Origin of the sequence: Nonomuraea sp. H19, assembly GCF_052068215.1 — a bacterium.
Classification (GTDB): domain Bacteria; phylum Actinomycetota; class Actinomycetes; order Streptosporangiales; family Streptosporangiaceae; genus Nonomuraea.
The window spans coordinates 46,161-69,046 of record NZ_JBQHCV010000020.1 but is presented as its reverse complement, the minus strand read 5'-3'; the positions used below and the strand labels follow the sequence as shown (position 1 = coordinate 69,046).

Annotated in this window: 21 protein-coding genes; 7 read left to right on the top strand and 14 right to left on the bottom strand. The window is 69.9% G+C overall.

Annotation, left to right across the window (positions count from 1 at the left end):
* Positions 1–92: 92 nt before the first annotated feature.
* A complete protein-coding gene (locus ACTMTI_RS36635; RefSeq protein ID WP_441125278.1) occupies positions 93–1,097 on the top strand; it encodes a carboxymuconolactone decarboxylase family protein in 1,005 nt (334 codons plus the stop codon).
* Positions 1,098–1,128: 31 nt separating this feature from the next.
* Here ACTMTI_RS36635 and ACTMTI_RS36630 read toward each other — a convergent pair whose 3' ends face one another.
* Positions 1,129–2,484, bottom strand: a complete 1,356-nt coding sequence (locus ACTMTI_RS36630; protein ID WP_441125277.1) for an ATP-binding protein — start codon at positions 2,482–2,484, stop codon at positions 1,129–1,131.
* Between the two features lie 235 nt (positions 2,485–2,719).
* Between ACTMTI_RS36630 and ACTMTI_RS36625 the strand changes: the two genes are divergently transcribed.
* From ACTMTI_RS36625 to ACTMTI_RS36615, 3 genes are read left to right on the top strand one after another with little or no spacing between them, the layout of a single operon-like run.
* The gene (locus ACTMTI_RS36625; RefSeq protein WP_441125276.1) at positions 2,720–6,355 is read left to right on the top strand and encodes an nSTAND1 domain-containing NTPase; all 3,636 of its coding nucleotides are present in this window, start codon (positions 2,720–2,722) and stop codon (positions 6,353–6,355) included.
* A gap of 29 nt (positions 6,356–6,384) precedes the next feature.
* Positions 6,385–7,035 (top strand): hypothetical protein, encoded by a 651-nt coding sequence (locus ACTMTI_RS36620; protein ID WP_441125275.1) that lies wholly within the window; start codon positions 6,385–6,387, stop codon positions 7,033–7,035.
* A complete protein-coding gene (locus tag ACTMTI_RS36615) occupies positions 7,035–9,527 on the top strand; it encodes an NACHT domain-containing protein (protein ID WP_441125274.1) in 2,493 nt (830 codons plus the stop codon). Before ACTMTI_RS36620 ends, ACTMTI_RS36615 begins: the two co-directional genes overlap by 1 nt.
* Before the next feature lie 22 nt (positions 9,528–9,549).
* Here ACTMTI_RS36615 and ACTMTI_RS36610 read toward each other — a convergent pair whose 3' ends face one another.
* The 12 genes from ACTMTI_RS36610 to ACTMTI_RS36555 all read right to left on the bottom strand — a co-directional run bounded on the left by ACTMTI_RS36610 (position 9,550) and on the right by ACTMTI_RS36555 (position 19,702).
* Complete coding sequence (locus tag ACTMTI_RS36610) at positions 9,550–10,926, bottom strand: NADH-quinone oxidoreductase subunit N (protein WP_441125273.1); 1,377 nt, start codon at positions 10,924–10,926, stop codon at positions 9,550–9,552.
* Between the two features lie 5 nt (positions 10,927–10,931).
* Positions 10,932–12,389, bottom strand: coding sequence for a complex I subunit 4 family protein (locus tag ACTMTI_RS36605; protein WP_441125272.1), 1,458 nt, complete (start codon positions 12,387–12,389; stop codon positions 10,932–10,934).
* Between the two features lie 2 nt (positions 12,390–12,391).
* Positions 12,392–14,203 carry an NADH-quinone oxidoreductase subunit 5 family protein gene (locus ACTMTI_RS36600; protein WP_441125271.1) on the bottom strand — a complete coding sequence of 604 codons (1,812 nt, stop codon included), beginning with the start codon at positions 14,201–14,203 and terminating at the stop codon, positions 12,392–12,394.
* Positions 14,200–14,505, bottom strand: a complete 306-nt coding sequence (gene nuoK / locus ACTMTI_RS36595; protein ID WP_441125270.1) for an NADH-quinone oxidoreductase subunit NuoK — start codon at positions 14,503–14,505, stop codon at positions 14,200–14,202. The genes ACTMTI_RS36600 and nuoK overlap by 4 nt, the downstream gene beginning before the upstream one ends.
* Positions 14,502–15,146, bottom strand: coding sequence for an NADH-quinone oxidoreductase subunit J (locus ACTMTI_RS36590; RefSeq protein ID WP_441125269.1), 645 nt, complete (start codon positions 15,144–15,146; stop codon positions 14,502–14,504). The genes nuoK and ACTMTI_RS36590 overlap by 4 nt, the downstream gene beginning before the upstream one ends.
* Complete coding sequence (locus tag ACTMTI_RS36585; protein WP_441125268.1) at positions 15,146–16,030, bottom strand: complex I subunit 1 family protein; 885 nt, start codon at positions 16,028–16,030, stop codon at positions 15,146–15,148. The genes ACTMTI_RS36590 and ACTMTI_RS36585 overlap by 1 nt, the downstream gene beginning before the upstream one ends.
* Positions 16,023–17,147 (bottom strand): hypothetical protein, encoded by a 1,125-nt coding sequence (locus ACTMTI_RS36580; protein WP_441125267.1) that lies wholly within the window; start codon positions 17,145–17,147, stop codon positions 16,023–16,025. The genes ACTMTI_RS36585 and ACTMTI_RS36580 overlap by 8 nt, the downstream gene beginning before the upstream one ends.
* Entirely contained in the window at positions 17,138–17,485 is a 348-nt protein-coding gene (locus ACTMTI_RS36575) for an NADH-quinone oxidoreductase subunit A (RefSeq protein WP_441125266.1), read from the bottom strand. Before ACTMTI_RS36575 ends, ACTMTI_RS36580 begins: the two co-directional genes overlap by 10 nt.
* 78 nt (positions 17,486–17,563) lie before the next feature.
* A complete protein-coding gene (locus ACTMTI_RS36570) occupies positions 17,564–18,088 on the bottom strand; it encodes a carboxymuconolactone decarboxylase family protein (protein ID WP_441125265.1) in 525 nt (174 codons plus the stop codon).
* Positions 18,089–18,235: 147 nt separating this feature from the next.
* A complete protein-coding gene (locus ACTMTI_RS36565; protein WP_441125264.1) occupies positions 18,236–18,844 on the bottom strand; it encodes a DUF305 domain-containing protein in 609 nt (202 codons plus the stop codon).
* Between the two features lie 80 nt (positions 18,845–18,924).
* Entirely contained in the window at positions 18,925–19,326 is a 402-nt protein-coding gene (locus ACTMTI_RS36560; protein WP_441125263.1) for a hypothetical protein, read from the bottom strand.
* A gap of 166 nt (positions 19,327–19,492) precedes the next feature.
* Complete coding sequence (locus ACTMTI_RS36555; protein ID WP_441125262.1) at positions 19,493–19,702, bottom strand: heavy-metal-associated domain-containing protein; 210 nt, start codon at positions 19,700–19,702, stop codon at positions 19,493–19,495.
* Between the two features lie 149 nt (positions 19,703–19,851).
* Between ACTMTI_RS36555 and ACTMTI_RS36550 the strand changes: the two genes are divergently transcribed.
* The gene (locus ACTMTI_RS36550; protein ID WP_441125261.1) at positions 19,852–21,030 is read left to right on the top strand and encodes an NAD(P)/FAD-dependent oxidoreductase; all 1,179 of its coding nucleotides are present in this window, start codon (positions 19,852–19,854) and stop codon (positions 21,028–21,030) included.
* Between the two features lie 141 nt (positions 21,031–21,171).
* Here ACTMTI_RS36550 and ACTMTI_RS36545 read toward each other — a convergent pair whose 3' ends face one another.
* Complete coding sequence (locus ACTMTI_RS36545) at positions 21,172–21,750, bottom strand: TetR/AcrR family transcriptional regulator (protein WP_441125260.1); 579 nt, start codon at positions 21,748–21,750, stop codon at positions 21,172–21,174.
* Between the two features lie 190 nt (positions 21,751–21,940).
* Between ACTMTI_RS36545 and ACTMTI_RS36540 the strand changes: the two genes are divergently transcribed.
* Both ACTMTI_RS36540 and ACTMTI_RS36535 read left to right on the top strand, forming a co-directional pair.
* Positions 21,941–22,126, top strand: a complete 186-nt coding sequence (locus ACTMTI_RS36540; RefSeq protein WP_441125259.1) for a hypothetical protein — start codon at positions 21,941–21,943, stop codon at positions 22,124–22,126.
* Positions 22,126–22,650, top strand: coding sequence for a hypothetical protein (locus ACTMTI_RS36535; RefSeq protein WP_441125258.1), 525 nt, complete (start codon positions 22,126–22,128; stop codon positions 22,648–22,650). The genes ACTMTI_RS36540 and ACTMTI_RS36535 overlap by 1 nt, the downstream gene beginning before the upstream one ends.
* The last annotated feature ends 236 nt before the right edge of the window (positions 22,651–22,886 follow it).

Here is a 22,886-nt window from a genome sequence, read left to right as displayed (position 1 = left end):
GCGTACTGGCTCCGGCCGTATGACGACGGCGGCGGACCCCGGCGGCGAGGATCGAGGCTCCGCATCGCACGACCGTCGAAGGGCCCCGATCCATGTCGTCACTGGTACGCCACGTCACCCCTGTCTCCCCGGATCGCGCCAGCGGCGTGGTGGCCGAGGTTTACGCGCAGGTCAACGCCGAGTTCAGCAGCATCGGCCCGGCCGTGATGATGATGTCCCCCTCGCCTGAGCTGTTGGCGGCCGGATGGTCGCTGATGCGGGAGGCCCAGCTCGCCGGCGGGGTCGCGGCGTTGGAGAAGGCCGTGGTGGCGCTGGGGGCGGCGCAGGCCAACGACCTCGAGTACGACGTCCAGGCGTTCCTGTCCATCCTGCGCCTCCTGGGTCGGCCGGAACTCGCCGACACCGTCGAGCGTGGCGACCCGCCCGCCGACCCACGGCTGGCGGCCCTGTTGCACTGGGCGGTCGCCACCGGAAGCGGCCCGGTGGAGGCGCCGTTCTCCGGTGACGGCGCCGCCGAATATGTCGGCACGGTCCTGTTCACCCACTTCGTCGACCGCGTGGCGGCCGCCATGCTGCCTGCCGGACTCACCCCGGGCAGTATGGATCCCGACGACGAGCCGCCGTTCGAGGGCGCCCCGGTGCTCCGCGACCTCGATCAGGACCTGCGGCCGGGCGCCACCATGCCCCTGCTGGACGGGCTGCCTGCCGGCAAGGAGCCGGCATGGGCGATCGACTCGCCGATCGGTACGGCGTACGCCACGCTTGTCGCCACCGCCGCGCAGGGCGCCGGCCTGCTCACGCCCGCCGCGGCTGAGGTGGTCGACAAGACCATCGCCGAACACCGCGGCCGCCGCTGCCCCGCCGGCGACTGGCTGGACGGGCCGCTGTCGGCGCTGACGGAGCCGGAGCGGGCGGGGGCGAAGGTGGCGATCCTGGCGGGGCTGGCGCCGGAGGCCGTGACCGACGAGCAGGTCGCCGCCTGGCGTGCCACCGACCGCCGCCTCAGCGACCACTGCACGGTGTTCCTGCTGGCCTACGGCGCCATGACCGCCGTCACGCACATCGAGGCCGACATCGCCGCAACACTCGCCTCATAAGGCAGCGTTCTCGCCCCTCACCGGGTCGTCCTCATGCGGACGCTCGTACGGCGGGGTTCGTCCTCCCGGCATGCACGGCCGAGGCGTGGTCGCGTACCAGGTCGTGGAGCCGATATCGGCTGGGGGCGGGCTCCTGCAGGAGATGAACGTCCGACAGCTGGTCGAGGAGCCGTCTGGCCTGGAGCGCCGTCGTGCCCAGGAGGGCGGCGGCCGCGTCGACGCCGAAGTCCGCACTGGTGCGCGAGCCCAGCAGCCGGTATGCGCGTCGTTGGTCAGGAGAGAGCCTTCCGTAGGACAGGTCCAGGGCGGCGGTGACGCTGTGTCGTCCGGCCTTCAGTTCGGCCAGCGGGTCGTCCGCCAGCCGGTCCAGCAGATGCCGCACGCTCCAGGCGGGATGCGTGCGAAGCCGGACGGTGGCGATGCGGATGGCGAGGGGCAGCAGCCCGCAGCGCTGCACGACCTCGGCGAGGACGTTCAGCGGCGCGTCGGTGACACGCTCCCGCCCGGCCATGCGGGTGAACAGGGCGACCGCCTTCGCCACCGGCAGTGTCTCCAGCGACAGGCTCCGTGTCTCGCCCAGGCAGGTCAGACGGCGACGGCTGGTGACGATCACCCGGCAGCCCGGGCCGGCGGGCAGCAGCGGATGGATCTGGCGTTCGTCGGCGGCGTCGTCCAGCACGATCAGGACCTTGCGGTCGGCCAGCACGCTGCGGTACAGCGCGGCGCGGTCATCGACATGCCCGGGAATGTGCTCGCCGGGGACGCCGAGTGTGCGGAGCATGCGGGCCAGGGCCTCACCCGGCTCGACCGGTGTCATGGCCTGGGCATGGCCGTGGAGGTTCACGAACAGTTGCCCGTCGGGAAATCGGGGCGCGAGCCTGTGGGCGGCGTGCACGGCCAGCGCCGTCTTGCCTGTTCCCGCCATGCCGTCGAGGGAGACGACCGTCACCGTGTTCGCGCTCTGGTGCCTTTCCAGAACGGCCAGTTCGCGCCCTCGGCCCACCAACGCCGCGACATCGGCGGGCAACTGCCGGGGAATGGTCACCGCTGCCGGATCATAGCTTTCGGCGGGAGCCGGCAGGCCGCGAGTGGCGGTGGCCAGCGTAGCCCGCTCTTCGGTGTCCAACTCCAGCGCCTTTGCCAGCAGCAGAATCGACTTGGTACGAGGCTGCCAGAGCGCGCCGGTCTCCAACCGGCGAACGGTCCGGACGTTGAGGCCGGCCTTTTCGGCGAGTTGTTCCTGGGTCAGTAATGCCCGTTCCCGCCATCCGCGCAACAACGCCCCCAAAGGCGGCTCGGCGCCGCGTACCGGGTGGAAAGTGTCTCCCTCATGCGTCCAGCCCGCGATGCCTGGAGCCAGCCCTTTCGTCGAGGCGATGATCGGCACCTCTTTCTCGTCGTCGCTCCGCCGGTGAAGAAAGCACGGCCATCGAAACTGTTTTCGCGCTGTTCAGGCCACTGGTCGGACGATATTGGACGAAATCGGACGGCAGGCGGGCCGGACAATCGCTACTCGCTGTGATTTACGGCTTGTCATCCGTCATCACCGGATCGCCGCCCAACGGCACTACTGGCCGGAATGTGATTGATGGGCATAGCCGCGATTAGCCAGAATGAGCGCCATGGGCAAGCGGGAGGAGAGCGGCCACCAGTGGCCGCGGGCACGACCGCAGCGGGGAACGCCGACAGACCTTCGACCGCCCCGGATCCGCGGCGAACCGCAGTCGTCCGACCCCTCGGACGAGCTGTGCCCCTACCAGGGTCTTGTGCCGTTCGAGACGGGCAAGGCCGAGCTGTTCTTCGGACGCACGCGGGCCACGCGCAGCCTCCTCGAACGCCTGGGACGGCGTCTGACGGAGCACGGGTCCATCCTGATGGTCTCGGGCGCCTCCGGCGTGGGCAAGTCGTCGCTGTTGCGGGCGGGGGTGATGGCGGCGCTGGCGGACGGAGGTCTGCCGATCGCCGGCTCACGGCATTGGCCGCGCCTGCTCGTCACGCCGACCGCCCAGCCGTTCCGCGCGCTCGCCGAGGCGTGGGCCCGGACGTTCGGCGGGCGCGTCGAGACGGTGACCGAACGATTACGCGACGATCCGCGCCGGGCGCTGTCCGAGACCCTGCCCTCGGCCGGCCGTCTCGTCCTGGTGGTCGACCAGTTCGAGGAACTGTTCACCCTGGTGACCGACGAGCAGGAGCGCCAGTCGTTCGTGCGGGCCCTGCAGGCCATGACCGAGGGCCCGCGCGGCGCCGGAGTGGTCGTCGGTGTGCGCGCGGACTACTGGAACCGCTGCGCCGCCTACCCGCAGTTCGCCGAGGCCATCCAGGACGGTCAGGTCATCGTCGAGCCGATGACGGAGCCGGACCTGCGGCTGGCCATCACCGGTCCCGCGGCCGCGGCGGGCCTGGAGATCGAACCGGGTCTGGTGGAGACCATCCTCGGCGAGCTGGGCGCCGGGGATCGTGATGAGGCCGGGACGCTGCCCCTGCTGTCGCAGGCTCTCCGCAACACCTGGGAAAGACGCGAGGACGGCGCCCTCACCGTCCGGGGTTACGAGGAATCCGGCGGGGTCCGCGACTCCGTACGACGTACGGCCGACGAGGTGCTCGAACGGCTGCCGCCGGAGGACCGCAAGAGCGCGCTCAGGCTCTTCCGGCGGATGACAGTGATCACCGCGGGCGGGCAGGTGGCGCGGCGCAGGGCGACGCTGGCCGAGATCCACGCCGCCGCGTCCGCGCACTCGGCGCAGCGGCGCGAACAGGTCGAGGCGCTGCTGTCCGCGTTCGCCGACCGGCGCCTGGTCACCCTGCACGAGGACAGCGCCGAGATCGCCCACGACGCGCTGCTCACCGCCTGGCCCACCCTGCGGCAGTGGCTCGAACCCGACCTCGCCGCGCAGGAGGTGTACGACCGGCTCCTGGACGCGGCCGCGCAGTGGGCCGAGAACCACCGCGACCCCGCCTTCCTGTACCGGGGCGCGCGGCTGCTGGCCGTCCAGGACAGCCGTCCCCGCTGGGACCGCGACCCCGACAGCTTCCCCCCGCCCGGCCCCACCGCCGAGGGCTTCATCGCGGCGTCCACGAGAGAGGCGCGGCGGGCGAGCCGGCGCCGCCGGCTCGTCATGACCGGCCTCGCGGTGCTGTCGGTGCTCGCCCTCCTCGCGGCCGGCGCCGCCGTCAACGCGGCGAACGAGGCCGAGCTGCACCGCCAGGATGCGAGCTCCCGCCAGCTTTCGGCGCAGGCCGAGGTCGCCGGCGACCCCGCCATGGCGGCGATGCTGGCCGTGGCGGCGTGGCGGATCTCCCAGACGGACGAGGCCCGCAACCGCGTGCTGTCCGCGGCGACCGGCACCGGCCGGGGCACCTTCAGCGGGGACACCAGAGGCCTCACGGCGCTGGCGTTCAGCCCCGACGGCTCGATCATCGCGACGGGAAGCGACGACGGCACCACGCGGCTCTGGGACACGGCGTCACGGCGGCCGATCGGCGCCCCGATCACCCGTCCCAAGTACGAGTGTTCAAGCGTCGACCTGGGCTTCAGTCCCGACGGCCGGACGCTGGCGACGGCCTGTTACGACGCCGTCCGGTTCTACGACGTGGCAACCCATCGCGAGGTGGGCGCCCCGCTGAAGCCCGGGACGGTCGTGACGGCGTTCGCGTACAACCCGGACGGGAAGACCTTCGCGATCGGGAACAGCAAGGGCGTCGTCCGGCTGTGGGACGTGGCCACGCGCCGCCCGTACGGCGCTCCCATGGTCCACCCCCACGGCAGGCCTGACCACACACGTCCCATTCACAGGGTGACGTTCAGCCGGGACGGGAAGACCCTGGCCACCGCCGGCGGCGACGGGACCGCACGGCTCTGGGACGCCGCCACCTCGCGCCAGCTCGGCGCCCCCTTCACCGGGCACACCCAACCTGTCGCCGACGTCGCCATCAGCCCCGACGGCACGGCCCTCGCGACCGTGAGCTGGGACCGCACCGGCCGGCTCTGGGATGTGGCCACGCGTAGGCAGACGGGCCGGCTCAAGGACCGCGCCGCCGGTTACCATTCGATCGCCTTCAGCCCCGACGGCACGCGGATCGTCACCGGCGGGGACAGCGGCCGCACCGTCGTATGGGACACGGCCAGCCGGCAACAGCTGTTCGCGCTCGCCGTCAACTTCAGCAGTGTCGACGGCGTGGCGTTCAGTCCGGACGGGAAGCTGCTCGCCGCCGCCGGCAACGACGGTGTGGTACGGCTGGCCGACCCGCAGATCCACCAGCAGATCGGGACCCACATACCCGCGCAGGCGTCCGTCGCGCTGAGCCGCGACGGACGGACCCTGGCCACCGGAGTGCCTGGCGAGAAGAACCCCGCGATCCAGCTTTGGGACGTGGCCACCCAGCGTCCCCTCGGCCCTCCGCTGATCCCCAAGGGTCCGCGCCGCGCGGTGTACCACCTCGAATTCACTCCCGACGGGCGGATGCTCCTGACGTCTCATCCGGACGGTCTGCGGCTCTGGGACGTCGCGGGGCGCCGCGAGCTCGTCCATGACGGGACGCTCAAGGGTGTGGCCAGGATCAGCTCCGACGGCAGGTTCGCCGCCGTCGGTCAGGACCAGGCCATAGCGTTCTGGGACATCGCGCTCCGCCGGGAGACCGGGCCGCGCATCCGCGTGCCCGGCCACACCGACGTCATCACGGCGATGGCGATCAGTCCCGGCGGCGCGCTCGTGGCGACCACGGGCTTCGACAACCGGGTACGGCTCTTCGACGTGGCCACCCGCCGCGAGATCGAGGGCCCGTCGATCGCGGGCGGCGGCGGCATCGTCAACGCCCTGGCGTTCAGCCCCGACGGACAGAAACTGGCCATCACGGCCGGCGACCACAGCGTCCGGCTCTGGGACATGGCGCGCCGCCGCCCGGTGGGCGTCGGCCTGATCGTCAAGGACGGCATCACGAACACGCTCGCGTTCAGCCCGGACGGCGAGGCCCTCGCCACCGGCCTCACCACCGGCGATGTGCAACTATGGGACCTACGGACGTACCGGCGGCTGGGCCTCCCGATGACCGGTCACACGAGCGGCGTGACCGCGGTCGGCTACAGCAGGGACGGGACGACCGTCGCCTCGGTCGCGGGCGACGACACCGCGCGGCTGTGGAACGTCCGCACGCCCCCCGACCTGGTGGCCGCGGCGTGCGCCACCGCGGGCCGCTCCCTCACCCGGGAGGAATGGGAGAATCTCGTGCCGCAGGAGATGTACCGCCGGACGTGTCCGTGACCCCTGGACCCACCACGGAGAGGGCGAGCATGTTCCTGCGAGGCTTACGGCGCCGGACGGGCAGGCCCGTCCCGGAACTGGTCGGATTGTTCCGTTCCATCGTCGACGGCGGCCGCCAGTTCCACCCGATCGCGTCCGATTTCCTGGAACACTTCATGGACGGGGCGGGCGCCTCCAGGACGATGTCCCTGCGCTGGCTGCGCTCGTTCAAAGTGATCAAGAAGGCCGAGCGCAAGAACCGGCGCCGGTTCGAACGGCAGCTCGCCCGGGAGGCGAGGCTGCTCCGCGACGGCGCGTCCACCTGGTTGCACGACTACTGGGACGCGCGGATCAACGCGTTCATCGGCACGGAGCTGTTCTACGTCAGCAGGATGAGCCTGCTGCGCTCGCAGGGCTCGTTCGTCCTCATTCGGGACGGACGGGAGGTGCGCGTGTCCGGCACGGTCCGCCACCGCTGGTTCGACCCTTATGACTGGGATCGGGGCCGATGGGTCTACATTCCCCGGCACGGGTTCGTTCCCATCGCGGTCGGCCGGGAACTCGTAGAGGCCGACGAGGCGCGCAACTTCCTGATGGAGTCACGCCACGTCCAGGCACTGGAGGGCCTCTGGCAGGACGGCCGGTGGCCGCGGCGCGGCAGGGCGAGGTTCGAGTGGTCGCTGGTGAGGACGGCGCATTGATGCCCGCAGACCGTCCCGGTCCGCCCAATCCCCTGGAGGCCTCCAGTGCGGAGGACTTCGTGCGGTCGCTGACCCGGCTCAGACAGTGGGCCGGCGAGCCGTCCTTGAGCAGGTTGCGCTCTCTCGGCGGCCAGACGGTGGCCTCGGACGGAGCCGTGGTCGACGCGTTGCCGAAGAGCACGACCTCACACGTCCTCCGGCAGACCGACAAGCTGCCGCGGTGGGAGTTCGTGCGGGCCTTCGTCACCGCCTGCCTCCGCTCCTGCGACTTCCCGGCCGAGCTGATCCCCGGTGAGCTCGAACGCTGGCGTGCCGCCCGGACGGCCCTGGCCGAACCGCCGCCCCCGTCCGTCGCGCCGGAACCCGTGGCGGAGCTTCCGGAGACCGCCGATCGTCCCGGGCGGGATCACGCGGTCGAGCTGCTGGTGCGGCGAGTGGTCCGAGAGGAGGACAGGGCGCGCAAGGGGCTGCTCGGCGGCTACACCATCGCGCCGGTCTCCTTCGAGGTGTACGCCGACTCCACCCGCGGCAACGACCTGCACGCGATCGGCCGGTTCTTCGACGGCCTGCGACCGCGGCGCCTGCTTGTCGTGGGCGAGTCGGGCGCGGGCAAGACGATGCTCGCCATCGAGCTGGTGCTGCAACTGCTGGAGTCCCCTCCCTCCGGAGGACGACCCGGTCAACCGCTGACAGTGCCGGTACGTGTGAACGCGGCCCGATGGACCCTGGGAAGGCCGTTCGAGCCATGGCTGGCCGAGCAGCTCGTGCAGGACTTCGGGCTCGCGGTCAAGGACGCCGAGCGGGTGGTGCGCGACCGCCGGGTGCTGCCGGTGGTGGACGGACTGGACGAGCTGGACCCCGAGCCGTCGGCGGGCTCGCCTCGCCGGGCGATCGGACTGCTGGCCGAGCTCAACCGGTACAGCGACCTGTCCGGGCGGCGGCCGGGCGCGGTCGTCGTGACCTGCCGGGCCGACCGGCACGCCGAGCTGCGCGAGGCCGGGGCCGGGCTCGACGACGCCACCCGGATCCATCTCCAGAACCTGACCACCGAACAGATCGGCACGTACCTGCATGCTCGCTGGCCGGACGGTCATCCCTGCGTGAGGCACCGCGACGGCATCCACGCCGCACTTTCCGGACCGGCGGGAAAGGCCGTTCGCATCGCTCTGGCCACACCGTGGCGGCTGTTGCTGATCGTGACCGCCGTGGAGTCCGGCGCCGACCCGGCCGAGTTGCTCCGCGCCGATCCGGACGCCGACCCCCATGAGGGAGCGGACCGGATCGGCCGGAGGCTGCTGGAGGCGTACGTCCCGGCGGCGACCGGCCTCACGCCCCGCACCGCCCACGGCACCCCGTACCAGCCGGGCCAGGTGCGCGCGTGGCTCGTGCATCTGGCGGCCCACCTGCGGTGGCAGGCCGCCCGCACCGCCGAGGCGGATCGGCCGCCGCCCGGCCTGACGGCGATCGACATCGTCCCCCACCTGCTGTGGCCGATCGGCGGCCGGCGCCGGGTCCGGGCGCTGCACTGCCTGTGCTGTGTGATCCTCGCGGTCATCGCCATGCTGGCCTTCTGGACGGGCTCGGCGGTCGACAGCCTCGGCGACCTGCGCGGCGGGCTCCAACCAGATCGACTGCTCACCTTGGCGCTCATGGCGGGCTGGGTGAGCATAGCGACCGGCCTGTCGCTGTCGCCGTGGCCGACCGCGGCCGGTGGGCGGGCCGATGTCCCCCGCGGGGTGCGCATGACCGGCGGTGCGCTCGGTGCCCTGACGGGCGTCCCCGTCGGAGTGCTCGGCGGCCTGGCCGGGCTCGTCCTTACCGGAGGGACGATCTTCGGCCCCGTCTTCGCCGTCGGCGCAGGAGGAATCGGAGGGCTGGCGCTCGGAGCGGTCATCGGGCTGACCGCCGCCGGTCGGCGGGGAGCCGAGCGCATGACCGTGTCCGAGGCGGTCCGGGCCGAACCCGTCACGCTGCTGGGCTTCGGGCTGTGCGGCGCGCTCACCGGGCTGGCGCCGCTGCGGCTGGCCAACGCCGGCCCGGTGCCGCTGGCCGCGGGCGTGGCCGGGGCCTTCCTGCTGGCCTTCGCGCTCGGGGTCGCCTTCACGATCGCCACCGGAGGCTGGAGCAAGGACGCGGAGCTGGCCCATCCGCGGGAGGCTCTCCACCGCAACGCGACGATCGGGCTGGCTTTCGGCCTCACCGGCGGTGTCGCGGCCTTCCTGGTGTTCGTCATGAACCAGGACGTCGTCGAGTCGCTGGTGTGCGCGCTCATCGGCGGCGTGACCTTCGGCCTGGCCTTCGGCGCGATCGCCTGGACCCGCACCATGATCGGCCTGGTGGTCGCGGCCACGCGCGGCCTGCTTCCGCTCCGGCTGTGGACGTTTCTCGACTGGGCCTGCGAGGCACGGCTGCTGCGCGTCAGCGGCGCCACGTACCAGTTCCGGCACCGCGAACTGCAGGACTTCCTGACTCCGTCCGGCCGAACCGACTGACGCCCGGCCCCGGCGTGCCGCACTACGCGACATAGGAGGCACTGGCCAGTACGACGCCGCTGCCCGCGCCGAGGAGGAGCGAGACCGCCGCGGCGACGTAAGCGATCCGGGCCTCGCGCCGGGCGACGATGATCGCGCCGCCGGGTTGGAAGGCGGGCCGAATCCAGCGGAGGTAGTAGAAGACGCTCGCCACAGTGTTGATCGCCGCGACCACGGCCAGCCAGGCGTAGCCGCCGTCCCAGGCGGTGGTGAAGACGAGCACCTTTCCGACGAAGACCGCTGTGGGTGGAGTGCCGACCAGTCCGAGCAGGCAGACGACCAGGGCGAAGACCAGACCGGGCGAGGTGCGGGCCAGTCCGGCGTAGTCGGCCAGCAGGTCCTTGCCAACAGCCAGGACCACCGCGAAGGCACCGAGGTTGGTGATCGCGTAGGCGGCCACGTAGAACAGCAGTGCCGGTTCGGCCAGCTCGCTCCGCCCGGCCACGGCGATCGGGACGAGCAGATAGCCGGCCTGGCTGATGGTCGAGTACGCCAGCAGGCGGCGCACGTTGTCCTGGTAGAAGGCGGCCAGGTTGCCCAGCGTCATCGTGGCCGTGGCGATGATGGCGATCAGCGGCCGCCAGCCGGTGTCGAGGCCGGCGAAGACTTCGACGGCCAGACGCAGCAGAGCGACCAAGGCGCCGATTTTTGGGACGGTGGTGACGAAGGCCGCGACAGCCCGCGAAGCGCCCTCTGTCACATCGGGCACCCAGAAATGCGCCGGCACTCCCCCGGCTTTGAACAGCAACCCCGCGAGCAGGAGCACCACGGCGAGCCCGGCCGCGCCACCCCGGATCGAGCCGATCTCCTGGTAGGCCGTCGTACCCGCGAGGCCGTAGAGCAGGGTGACACCGGCCAGCATGAGAACGCCGAGGAAGGCGCCCATCAGGTAATACTTGAGCGCGGCCTCCGTGCCTGCCGCGTCCTTGGCGAACCCGGCCAGCGCGTAGGCGGGGATGCTGGCCAGCAGGTACGCGGCCACGAGGACCAGCAGGTCGCCGGCGCCCGCCAGGATGACCGTACCGAGCGCGGCGAGCATGATCAGCACGTGGATCTCGGCCTCGCGGCTGTTGCCCCGGGCCCATCCAGCGGCCAGGAGGACGGCCAGCAGGGTCGCGACGATGACCGCGGCTCTGGCCACATGCGTCAGCAGATCCAGCGAGTACGCCTCGAATGCCATCATGTCCGGCCGGAACGCCGCGACCGAGGTGGCGGCCAATGCCGCCACCAGCGCGATCCCGCAGATCCACCCCACCACCCGTTGCCGTCCACGCGGCAGGAACAGCCCGGCGAGCAGGCCGATCACGGCTCCCGCCAGGATGAGCAGCTCGGGCAGGAGGTCTAGGGGATTCTCGTTCATGCCGGTCATCGGCTCACCCAGGTCACGAGCGCCGCCGACAACGGTTCGATGAGATCGAGCAGCCAGCGCGGCGCGATGCCGATCACCAGGGACAGGGCGAGCAGCGGGGCGATCGAGGCCACCTCGCGCGGCTGGGCTTCCGAGACGTTGAGCTCACCAGGGGAACCGAGGAACGCCTTCTGCAGGAGCCGCAGCAGCAGCGCGGCCGTGATCAGGATGCCGACGATGCTCAGCCCACCGGCCACGACCGCGCCGGCCATGCCGGTTCCTATCACGCCTGCGAAGATCTGGAACTCGGCGATGAAGCCGGACAGCCCGGGCAAGCCCAGTGAGGCGAATGCGGCCACGACCGTCATCAGGGCGAACGTCCGGGCGGTCGCCGCGATCCCCCCGAACCGGCCGAGGTCGTAGCTGTGCGCCCGGTCCCACAGGATGCCGGTGAGCAGGAACAACGCACCGGTGATCAAGCCGTGGCTGACCATCTGGGTAACCGCGCCGGTGACCGCCAACTGCCTGGCCTGCACGTCACCCGCCGCGAGCCCGGCGGCGCCCAATGCCAGCACGATGTAGCCCATGTGGTTGACAGAGGTGTAGGCGATCAGCCGCTTGATGTTCTGCTGCGCCAGGGCGACCAGGGCGCCGTACAGGATGCTCACCACCCCGACAATGATGATCACCCATGCGTACTGCCGCCACGGGCCGGGGAGCATGGGCATGGCGATTCTGGCGAAGCCGTACGTGCCCATCTTGAGCAGGATCCCCGCCAGGATGGCCGACCCGGCGGCGGGGGCATCGGTGTGAGCCGGAGGCAGCCACGTGTGGAAGGGCACGGTCGGCGTCTTGACCGCCAACCCGATGCCGACGGCCAGCAGCACCAACGCCCCCGCCTGCGGCGGTTTCGCGGTCAGCTCGACGATGTCGAAGGTCCGCGGATCGCTGCCGAGGTAGAGACCGATGAACCCCAGCAGGAGGGCGAGGGAGCCGAGGAAGGTGTAGAGGAAGAACTTCAGCGCCGAGCGCGCCCGGTCCCCGTGGCCCCAGCCGACGATCACGAAGTACATCCCCACGATCGACAGGTCGAAGAAGACGAAGAACAGCAGCAGGTCCAGAGCGGCGAACAGGCCCGTGGAAACCGTCTGCAGGAACAGGAAGAGCGCGGCGTACGACTTCGGCCGCTCTGTGTGATTCAGCGAATAGATCGCGCACGCGAGGAACAGCACCGCCGTCAGCGCGATCAGCGGCAGAGACAGGCCGTCGACGCCGACGTGGTAGCCCGCGCCCACCGACGGGATCCAGCGCAGCCGTTCCTCGTAGCCGACCCCACCGGCGTACCCGAGCCACATGACCACGACCAGCACCAGGTCGGCGGCTGCGGCGGCCACCCAGATCCACCTGGTCGGCAGCCGAGGCACGGCCAGGAGCGCGGCGGCGAGCAGCGGCAGGAAGATGGTCAGCGAAAGCATGGTCACCTCACCAGCACGATCATGATCGCCAGAAGGGCGACGGCCACCGTCGCTTGGGCGAGGTATGTGTGGACCTGGCCGGTCTGCGGCTTCCTGGCCAACCCGCCCAGGCGCCCGACGGCCGCCGCCATCGCCCGGACGACGCCGTCCACGCCTGCCTCGAAAGGCGACCGGGCCAGCCTGGCGACCGCCATTCCGGCGCGCGGTACGGCACGCACCGCGCCGTCGATCACCCTGTCGTCGAATCGAGCCAGCGCCTTGGCCACCGCCATCAGGGGCTGCCAGACCACCGCGACCGCGAGCCGCTCCAGACGCAACCAGTCGGCCAGGAAGGCGCCGCCGTCAAATCCCGCCGGGCGGCGCAGCCGTACCCAGCTCACCAGCATCACCGCGGCCAGCGCCAACAGGCCCGACACGGTCAGTACGCCCGTCTCGGGCGCCGGTCCCGGCGCGTCGAGCAGCCGGGCCCAGCCGTTGAAGAGGACCGGGAGGCCGATGATCCCCAGCACCGCGGCGAGGAGGGCGAGCGGGGGAAGCGGAAGGCGTTCGAGCAGTCCGATCTGTGCTCCGTCTCGCCGCTCCGGACCGGGCAGCCATACGGCGATCACCGCCTTGGCGGCGTACGCGGCGGCGAGCACGCCCGCGGCCAGCGCCACCGCATGCAGGGCGGGATCGTTCACTGCGGCGAGCACCGCGTCTTTGGTCACCCACAGCGACAACGGCGGCAACCCGGCCAGCGCCAGGGCGCCGACCCCGAAGGTGATCCCGACAAGGGGGTAGCGCCGCGCGGCGCCCTGGAGCTCGGGCAGTTGCTTGGTGCCGAGGGCGGTCAGCCAAGCTCCGGCCCCGAGGAAGAGCAGGCTCTTGACCGCCGCATGCGCGACCAGGTGAGCCGTCCCCCCGGCGACCGCCGAGACGCCCGCGGCCAGCACCATGAACCCGATCTGCGCGCAGGTGGAGGCGGCCAGCAGTTGCTTGAGGTCACGTTGCGCGAAGGCGACCGCTCCGAGCAGCAGCGCGGTCAGCGCACCGGCCCAGGCCACCAGAGTCGCCGCCCAGCCGGTCGCCGCCAGCACGGATGCGGTGCGCAGGAGCAGATAGGCGCCCGCGGCGACCATCGTGGCCGAGTGCAGGAGCGCCGAAACCGGGCTCGGGCCCGCCATCGCGCGCGAGAGCCAGAAGGAGAAGGGCAGTTGCGCTGACTTCCCCAGCGCGGCCGCGACCAGGCCGGCCGCCACGAGGTCCAGCCATGGAGAGCGCATTGCGGTCAGGCTCGCCAGGTTCAGTGCGTGGCTCCCCGCGATGGCGCAGCCGGCGGCCAGGTAAAGCCCCATGTCGCCCGCGCGGGTGGTGACGAAGGCGATCGTCCCCGACCGCACCCGATCCCGGTCTCGCCACCAGAAGCCGATCAGCGCGTACGACATGGCGCCCATGACCTCCCACGCCATCAGCAGCAGCACGAGGTCCGTGGCGGTGACGGTGACCAGCATCGCGCCCATGAAGATCAGCATCAGGCCGAAGAACCGGCCCGTGGACTCGCGGATCTCGCCCGCCGCGAAGACGAGGACCGCCAGCGCGATCACCGACACGGTGACCACCATGACCGCCGACAACCCGTCGACCGCTAGCCCCGCCTCAAAACCGGCGAACAGCTCGACGGTCATGACAGGACGCTCGATCGCGACCAGGATGGCCACGAGCACGGTCACCAAGGCGACGAGAAGTGCGATCGCAGGAGCGGCCCGGCGCACGAGGATCAGCGCACCACCGCAAACGATCGGAAGCGCCGGCAGCAGCACGACGAGGAAGCTCATCCCTTCAGGTCCTTCGCCTCGTCGGTCATGTCCACCTCCCGCGCCCGGAAGAGCGCGGTGACGACGGCGAAGCCCATGGCCATCTCCAGGGCCATCACGGTGATCGCCACCAGGACGAGGACCTGACCGTCGGCGGTCTCGGGAGCCAGGAAGTACCAGAACGCCCCACCGGCCACGATCAGACCATTGATCATCAGCTCCAGGCCCATCATCAGCATCACGATCGACTGCTGGGACAGCGCGCCGTACAGACCGACCGCGAACAGCGCGGCGGCCAGCAGAAGAAAGGCTTCGAGCGTCATCCGGAATCCTCGCGGGGATCGGGAGAGCCGCACGAACCGTGTCCGGCGTGGTGGTCGGCAGCGGGCAGAACCGGGCCCATGCCCATGCCCATCCCGGAGCCCGGTCCTGGGTCGAGGGGGCGACGGCGCTTCAGGTCCTCTCCGTAGCGGTCGTACCGCCCCCGATGAGTGGCGAGCACAACGGTAGAGATCATTGTCGCGAGGATGGCCACGCCGATGACCATCATGACGAGCATCTTCGGCCCCATGATCGCCAGCCCGAGCGCGTGCGTGGGATCTCCCGGGGGCTCGCCCCTGCGCTGCGGCCAGGAAGTGCGGAAGATCCCGACCGCCAGCAGGACGAAGACCGCCCCTGAGATGATCACGGCTCCGCGGTTGTTGTGAACCATCTTCATCGGCATGAGTCCCGCCGGATTCATCATGTACATGATCATGAAGACCGCCATGATCAGCATCTCCATGACCATCATCAGAATGATCAGGACGCCGAGATACTCGAGGTCGATGAGCAGGAACACCACCCCGACCGCCAGCAGGGAGGCGAGCAGGGCGAAGGTCGCCCGCGCCATCGAATCGACGACGAACACCGCGATCCCCGCGGCCACGGAGACGACGGCCAGGATCCAGAAGGCGACGGCCATCACAACACCACGATGCCAACGATCAGCAACTGAAGGAGCGACAGCGGAATCAGCACCAGCCAGGACACCTGGGTGAAGCGATCCATCCTGATGGCCGGCACGCGATGCCGTACCCAGACCAGCAGCCCGAGCACGGCCGTCGTCTTGATCAGCACCCACAGCCAACTCGGCAGCACCGGGCCCGCGCCACCACCGAGAAACAGCGGTACGGCCGCCGCGGCGGCCACCACCAGAAGCGCATAGCGTCCCGCCTGGAAGATCAGACGATCAGGCCCCGACAACTCGGCACGCACGCCGCCCGCGAGGTCACTGCCGATCGGCTGGCTCATCGGACCCCAGAACGCCATCGCCAGCGCGGAGATCAGATAGATCAGAAAGGCAAGCGGCATCCACACCGCGAACCAGAGCCCCTGCTGACTCTGCACCGCATCGCTCATCCGCAGCGATCCCGCACCGAGTGCCACAGTGATCAGCGCGAACATGTGCGGCAGCTCGTAGGCCAGCCCCTGTGCCACGAACCGGTAGGCGCCGACCAGCGGATACACCGAGTTGGCCGACCATCCGGCGAGCCAGAGCGACCCCCAGACGCATACCTCCATGGCGTTGAACCAGACGATGCCCACGGCAAGATCCGCCACAGGGGCATCGCCCAGCGGGATCACGATCCCGGCCAGCACCGGAGCGACGATCAGGCTGATGACGCCGATCCGCAGGAGGAGCGCGTCGGGCAGGAGCGTACGCCGGCGCTGCTGGACCAGCAGCCGGATCGTCTCGCCGAACGGGGCGCTCGCCCGGCCCCCACCCAGCGTCGCGTCGAGACAGGCGGCGGCGAGCCCGAGGGCGGCGAGTGCCAGCGGAAGGGCGAGAACTGCGGCGTCAAGCATGGGCGACCGCCGGATCCGGATCGAGGCTGGCGATGATCAGCCTCGCCGCAGCCAGCTCGGCGCCGACGAGAAGCCCCGGATGCAGGGCGTTCCTGACCGGGGGTGCACCGTCGAGGGGCGTGTCGTCCTCGAGGGAATCGATCGCCGCCCACGTCCAGGTCAGCCATTCCTCCAGCCTGGACACCGCGTCGCCGTCCTCGGTCGATCCGACGTAGCGCAACATCCAGCGCAGGGTTCTGGAACGACGCACCTGTCTTTCGAAGCTCCGGTACGGCGCGGCGAGCGCGGCGCGCGGCGCGTCGGCGAGCAGGCGATCCCTCAGCGTCCTGGCGCGCCTCGCGGCAGTGGACCACCCGGAGACCGACAGCAGCCGGCCGAGGCTGTCGAGGTGGGCGGCGGCCCGCCGGCGCCCTGCCTCGGCACGCGTCACCGGATGCCCGGCCGCCGCCCTGTCCCAGGGCTCCGCCCAGTACGACTCGCCGCTCCCCAGCCACCTGACCGTGGCCTCCTGGATCACGTCGCCTTGCAGGACGCTCTCCACCACCAGTCCGCACGGCCAGTCCGACAAGATCGGCCCCATGGGCACGTGCAGGCGATCCAGGCTCAGCCCGTCACGGTCGGCGCCACGATCCGCCATGGGCAGGCCGCCGGGATTGCCCATGTGGTGCTCGTGGTGACCGCCCCCATGCGCGTCATGTTCCGGATATGAACCATGTCCGTGATGGGGCGGTGAATGGCGCTCTCCACCGGGCGACCACGGCTCGTCCGCGCGAGCAGCGGCATCCCTCCACTGCGCGTCCTTGTCGGCCAGGTGCACGACCGCACGATCCAGGAACTGGCCGATCGACTCTGGAGAAGCGTCGCCGGGAAGATCGACTCGCGCGCGCGGCCCTGGCATGTCGTCCCAGACCTTCCGGATGGCCTCTTCGAACTCTTCGCTCGGACCGCCGCAGACGACCAGGAGGTTGGCCTCTCCCGCCGGGTCGCCGGGCCGCCACCGTCGCCGCGCGATCTCGGCCTCGCTGAGCAGCCGGGTCCGCGTGCCGTGCTCAGCGGAGACGACGAGTGGCCGCGGATGGCCCGCAGCCCGCCTTAACAGCCACTCGGTCAGACCCACCGGAAGGCCCCTTCCCGCCAGGCATAGACCACGCCGACCATCAGGAGGCCGAGGAAGATGAACATCTCCACCAGAGCCACGGTGCCCACCTCGGCGACGACGAGCGCCCAGGGGTACATGAAGACCATTTCCATGTCGAAGGCCAGGAAGACCAGGGTGACCGCGTACCAGCGCACGTGGTAACGAGAAAGGGCATGTTCTCGAGGCCGGGCTCCGGACAGGAACGGACCCGCGCCGAGCGTTCCCCGGGGACTGATGACCAAGGAGACCAGATAGATCGCGAGCACACCGACAGCGAGCAGGGCCATCAGGCTGAGAACGGCCGCCCAAGCTGCCATGGATCTTCCCCCAGAAAGACTACTAAGATCCGTAGTTCCCTCTATGGCTTCCGGCAATCATTCAAACGGGAAACCCCTCTACGGTATCTCCTCGGGCTCCAGGCCTATGAGGAGATTGAAGGCGCCGGTCAACAGGTTCAGCGAGACCAGGCCGACGATCTCAGCCAGCACCCGGTCACTCCATCCGAGGGCACGCAGCTCGGCCACATCCTCATCAGTGATGGACGAGGGCTCAGCCAGCACGCGGACAGCCAAAGCGATCAAGGCGGCCTCGCGCGCATCGGTGGAGGTGCCCTGCCGCGCCAGCGCGATGTCGGCTTCGCTCAGGCCCGCCGCCTGCGCGGCTTTGGTGTGCGCCGACAGGCACGTCCCGCAGCCGATCCACTCCTGCACGGCCAAGGAGATCTTCTCGCTCAGTGAGCGGGGGATCTTCACCCGTTTCATCGCGCGGGAGAAGTCCAGGTAGCCCTGGAGCAGGGCGGGCGAATGGGCCATCGTGGCCACCATGTCGCCCACTCCGCCATGCCGGGCGACGATGTCGCTCAGCAGCTCACGGGACTTTTCGGGGGCGCCTGCCGGATCCAGCGCTTGAAGTCGCCTCATGGTTCCTCCTCGTTCTCCGGCAAACAATATACCCCCCATGGGTATTAAGGAACCCGGATCATTCAGCCCTCGAGAGCCGCACTCCCCGTCGTCCGCACGGATGGGCCTGACCGCCCGGGCGCCGCTCGCGCCCGGACGGTCATGGCATCAGAGCCGATCGAGGATCTTCTGCAGCTGCCCCACCTCGGCTTGCTGGGTTGTCTCGATGGTCTTGGCCAGCTCCTTGGCCTGCGGGTTCGACCCGTTGGCCTGCTCGGTGCGGGCCATCTCGATCGCCCCGTTGTGGTGGGCGATCATATGCTGGACGAACAGCTTGTCGAACTGCTTGCCCTTGGCGGCTTCGAGCTTCTTCATGTCCTCTTCAGACATGACTCCCGGCATGTCGTGACCCATGGCATCCTCGGGCGCGGGCTTGCCCCACTCCGTCAGCCAGTCCTCCATGGTCTGGATCTCCGGCTCCTGAGCCGCCTTGATCTTGGTGGCAAGCTCCTTGACCTCCGGGTCGCTCGCGCGCGTCGGCGCGAGGTCGGCCATCTCGACCGCCTGCTCGTGGTGCGGGATCATCATCTGCGCGAACATGACGTCCGCGTCATTGAAGGCGGCTGACGGCTGCGCACTGCTCGTGGTGGCGGCAGGCGCGCTGCTGCTGCCCATCCCCTCGTGTCCGGCCATGGAGTCGCCGTTGCCCCCGCAGGCGGTCAGCAGAGCGAGCGCGCCCGCGGCGACGGTGAAGGAGATCTTGCGGTTGATACGCATGGTTGTTTGGTCTCTCGATTTGTCGGAACTGTCGGCCTTTTTGCGGACAGCCTCGGAGCCCGTCCGCACGGGTCATCGGCCTATATGCGCAAGATCGAGAGACTCGCCAGGGTCAGGGACGTGGGCTTGGGCGGAGGCCGGGCAACCTGCCGGGCAGGTGGCCGCACCGCCCCGCCCTCACCGAGTCGTCGCCCCGCTCTGATCGAGGCGGCCATGAGCAGCACGATCACGAGCGAGGTCAATATGGCCAGGCACACGCTGGTCGGATCCAACCCCGGCATCCCGTGCTCGGGAACGAATGCCAGGATCCCCGCCGGAAGGGAGGGAAGTGTCTTTTCGGCGACGACCATGCCGTGTGCATCGGACGGGTAGCCGGCGTGCCCGCCGTCCAGATGTCCGAGGGTGTGCATGCCGTAGACACCCAGGGCGAGGACGATGAGCAGGAGGCCACGCGCGAACCGCAACGCAAGTCGTCGCGGCACGACTCCCATCGGCCCTCCCTCGGTGATCGGCATGTCACGAGACCCATCAGTGTACTAAGGAGCCTCGTAGCACCGGCGCAAGCCGGCCGGATGCCGCCATGCAGAGGTACGACACCCGGCGCTCGGCCGTTCACCAAGAAGCCACATTTCTCGCCAGGCGCCCGGGTCAGACGGCGGTCAGCTCGTAGCTCGCCTCCTCGACCGCCCCGCGGACGAGCGTCTCGTCAATGGCCTCGTCCCCCGTCACGGTCACCTTGCCGGTGGCCAGATCCACGTCGACGGCCGTCACGCCGGCAATCTTGCCGACTTCGGACTTCACGGTGCCCACGCAGTGGCCGCAGGTCATCCCGCTCACGGTGTACGTAGCGCTGGTCATCTCGACCCCCTCGAAATAAATACCCCGGATGGGTATTGGTCGCCTGCACCATACGCCGAAAATCCCACACGAGCAGCGCCCACCCCGTAGGGGTATGTGAGATCTATTTCACGTCGGCGCAAATACCCCCTCGGGGTATGGTGCATCGCATGAGAGAGCTGAACTCAATCGCAGTCGTCGGAGCGTCGCTGGCCGGTCTCCGTGCCGTCCAGGCGCTGCGGCGGGAAGGCTTCGGCGGCACGATCACGCTGATCGGCGCGGAACGGCATCTCCCGTACAACCGCCCGCCGCTGTCGAAGAGCATGCTGAAGGGAGACGACGAGGTCACGCTTCCCGGCGCGGAAGAGCTCGGTGACCAATGGCTGAAGGGCCGCCACGCGGTCCGGCTCGACACCGCAGACCGGCTGATCACCCTGGACGACGGCTCGGAGATCCGCTACGACGGGCTCGTCATCGCCACCGGCGCCCGCCCTCGGCGCCTGCCCGAACGCCCCGAAGGCGTGCACACCCTGCGCACGATCGAAGATTCACTGGCCCTGCGCGCCGAACTGGCCGCCGGACCCGGCAGCGTGGTGGTCATCGGTGGCGGCTTCATCGGTGGCGAGGTCGCCTCGACCGCCCGCTCCCTCGGGCTCCCGGTCACCCTCGTCGACGCGGCCCCGTACCCGATGGAGAGCGTCGTGGGCGCCGAGGCGGCGCGCTGGCTCGCCGGCCACCACCGGGACAACGGCGTGGAGCTCGTCAGCGAGACCCGCGTGACCGGATTCGACGGAACCGGGAGGGTGACGGGAGTGCGGCTGAGCAACGGCCGGACGCTGCCCGCGAGCCTGGTCATCGCCGGTACGGGCGTGGTGCCGAACACCGACTGGCTGGAGGGCAGCGGGCTGACGTTGAGCGACGGCGTGGTCTGCGACGAGCGCCTGTTCGCCCTCGGCGCGGCGGACGTGGTGGCCGCCGGTGACGTCGCCCGCTGGCCGCACGGCCTGTACGGCGGCGCGCTGGTCCGCGTCGAGCACTGGTCGAACGCCAACGACCAGGGCACCGTCGCAGCGCTCAATCTGCTGGCCGGCCCCGAGAACGCCAAGCCCTTCGCCGACCTCCCCGCCTTCGCCACCCACGTGCACGGCGCCCGCATCCAGACGGCCGGCCTGCCGCACCTCGCCGACACCAGCCGCATCGTCGCCGGGTCGCCGGAGGAGGGCCGGTTCGCCGTCGCCTTCGCCAGGGACGAGGTGCTCATCGGTGCGGTCGGGGTGAACTCGCCCAAGGACCTGATCAGGATCAAGCGCGCCATCGTGGCGGGCGACAGCCTGGACTCCCTGGCATAACCGGGCAGCCGGCGGCCCTGGTGCGGCTGGCGACGGGACAAGTGCCGGCTTTCGCCTCCAGCTCTGCTACGAAAAAAGATAGTAGGAGGACGGCTGCGCACAGGGGCGGAGAGCTCCTGACATCAGCGACATCGTCACGTTTCAGTGCGGGCGGCGCAGCCCGGTCAGAGTGACTGCGACGAGGCGGCGGGCAGCGGCTTCGGATGGCAGACTGCCGGCTGCGGACAGGGCGTGAAGGCAGTAGCTCGCGAGTTCTTGGGGGGCGACGTCGTCGCGCAGGCCGCCGGCTGCGGCGACCTCCGTCAGCAAGTCTCGGAACAGGTCGATGAGCTGCTGCTGCGCATGGGCGACGTGGTCACCTCGGTGCAGGAGCGCGGCGAGTTCTTCGGTTCCGTGTCGTCCACGGTAGTGGCAGATGAGGGCGTAGTGCTCGAGCACCGCCTCAAGCCGCTCGCCGGCGTCGCCAGGCTGGTCCCGAAGTTCGGTGAGCTGTTCAAGGTGGCTGGTGACGTGACGCTCGTGGTGGGCGGCCAGGATCGCTTCGACGTCCGGGAAGTACTTGTACAGCGTCGCGCGCCCGATGCCGACCTTCTCGGCGATCTGCGTCATCGTCACCGACATCAACCCGTGCTCGCTCACCAGCGCCCAGGTCGTCTCCAGGATCGCCTCGCGCACGGTGTGACGGTGCGCCTCGATGGTCTCGCTCCACAGCTTCGGCACCAGCTGAGTGTACATGACGCCTATGGTGCGACACTGTGCTTTCATATAGACATTGCGTCTCGCAAAACGTTAATGTTCCGAGCACCCCGCCGACCACGCATACCGGAGGAATCTCATGGCTGACGCACCCCACTCCCCTGGGGCCGACCGTGGATCACCTCTTCCGCCCAGGGCGCCACGCTGGGTGAAGGTGTCCGCCATCGTCGTCGGCATCCTGATCCTGCTGGCCGTGATCGTGAAGCTCACCGGCCTCGGAGGCGATCACGGCCCCGGCCGGCACATGGGTGCCGGCGGCACACCGCCGGCCGACGTCATGGAAATCCATTCCTCCGCTGGTGGCGACTTGGGCCACGCGGCATCGGAGGTCAGCAGCTGATGCTCATGCCTCCGCTCATCCGCAAGATCGTGCTCACCGCACACGTCGCCACCTCGGCCGGCTGGGTCGGCGCGGTCCTCGCCTACCTTGCGCTCGACATCACCGCCGGCAGCAGCCAGGACGTTCACACGGTGCGTGGTGCGTACGCCGGGATGGGGGTGATAGTCGTGTACGTCATCGTCCCGCTGGCCCTGGCGTCGTTGATCATCGGGATTGTCAACGCGCTGGGCACTTCATGGGGCCTGTTCCGGCACTACTGGGTGCTGGTAAAACTGCTGCTCACCGTCTTCGCCACCACCATCTTGCTGATAGAGACGCAAACCGTGAGCTACCTGGCTCAAGCCGCTACGTCCAATGCCGATCCCCGAGAGCTGCCCGGCACGCTGCCCCACTCCGTCGGAGGACTGGTGGTGTTGCTCATCGTCGTGGTCCTCTCGGTGTTCAAACCGCGGGGGGTGACCCGGTACGGGTGGCGTAAGCAGAACGAGCAGCGGCGCACCCGGTCTACGGTGCCCGTCGGATAGCCGCAGCGGCTCCGTCGGCTTCGGCCGAGCCGACCGACCTATTCCGCACGAAACGGTGATCTGGCGACGCAGCGCGAGAATATCGACGCTTTTGCCCCGAATCACCTATCGGCAGGAGCCGCAGTGTGGCGCCATGACCTGGGCGGGTGACGATGGCCGGCAGGCGCAACAACAGTCTCTCTTTCCGGCCTCGGGTCAACACCGCCGTGCTCGCCGTCGAGTATCGCGACATGATG

What these genes read in the sequence shown, in the direction of transcription:
- ACTMTI_RS36535 (WP_441125258.1), top strand. Translation starts at nt 22,126, where the DNA reads ATGCTCATGCCTCCGCTCATCCGCAAGATCGTGCTCACCGCACACGTC.
- ACTMTI_RS36565 (WP_441125264.1), bottom strand. Translation starts at nt 18,844, where the DNA reads ATGCGTATCAACCGCAAGATCTCCTTCACCGTCGCCGCGGGCGCGCTC.
- ACTMTI_RS36625 (WP_441125276.1), top strand. Translation starts at nt 2,720, where the DNA reads ATGGGCAAGCGGGAGGAGAGCGGCCACCAGTGGCCGCGGGCACGACCG.
- ACTMTI_RS36605 (WP_441125272.1), bottom strand. Translation starts at nt 12,389, where the DNA reads ATGCTTTCGCTGACCATCTTCCTGCCGCTGCTCGCCGCCGCGCTCCTG.
- ACTMTI_RS36585 (WP_441125268.1), bottom strand. Translation starts at nt 16,030, where the DNA reads ATGCTTGACGCCGCAGTTCTCGCCCTTCCGCTGGCACTCGCCGCCCTC.
- ACTMTI_RS36615 (WP_441125274.1), top strand. Translation starts at nt 7,035, where the DNA reads ATGCCCGCAGACCGTCCCGGTCCGCCCAATCCCCTGGAGGCCTCCAGT.
- ACTMTI_RS36620 (WP_441125275.1), top strand. Translation starts at nt 6,385, where the DNA reads ATGTTCCTGCGAGGCTTACGGCGCCGGACGGGCAGGCCCGTCCCGGAA.
- ACTMTI_RS36575 (WP_441125266.1), bottom strand. Translation starts at nt 17,485, where the DNA reads ATGGCAGCTTGGGCGGCCGTTCTCAGCCTGATGGCCCTGCTCGCTGTC.
- ACTMTI_RS36590 (WP_441125269.1), bottom strand. Translation starts at nt 15,146, where the DNA reads ATGGCCGTCGCCTTCTGGATCCTGGCCGTCGTCTCCGTGGCCGCGGGG.
- ACTMTI_RS36635 (WP_441125278.1), top strand. Translation starts at nt 93, where the DNA reads ATGTCGTCACTGGTACGCCACGTCACCCCTGTCTCCCCGGATCGCGCC.
- ACTMTI_RS36600 (WP_441125271.1), bottom strand. Translation starts at nt 14,203, where the DNA reads ATGAGCTTCCTCGTCGTGCTGCTGCCGGCGCTTCCGATCGTTTGCGGT.
- ACTMTI_RS36610 (WP_441125273.1), bottom strand. Translation starts at nt 10,926, where the DNA reads ATGAACGAGAATCCCCTAGACCTCCTGCCCGAGCTGCTCATCCTGGCG.
- nuoK (WP_441125270.1), bottom strand. Translation starts at nt 14,505, where the DNA reads ATGACGCTCGAAGCCTTTCTTCTGCTGGCCGCCGCGCTGTTCGCGGTC.
- ACTMTI_RS36555 (WP_441125262.1), bottom strand. Translation starts at nt 19,702, where the DNA reads ATGACCAGCGCTACGTACACCGTGAGCGGGATGACCTGCGGCCACTGC.
- ACTMTI_RS36550 (WP_441125261.1), top strand. Translation starts at nt 19,852, where the DNA reads ATGAGAGAGCTGAACTCAATCGCAGTCGTCGGAGCGTCGCTGGCCGGT.
- ACTMTI_RS36570 (WP_441125265.1), bottom strand. Translation starts at nt 18,088, where the DNA reads ATGAGGCGACTTCAAGCGCTGGATCCGGCAGGCGCCCCCGAAAAGTCC.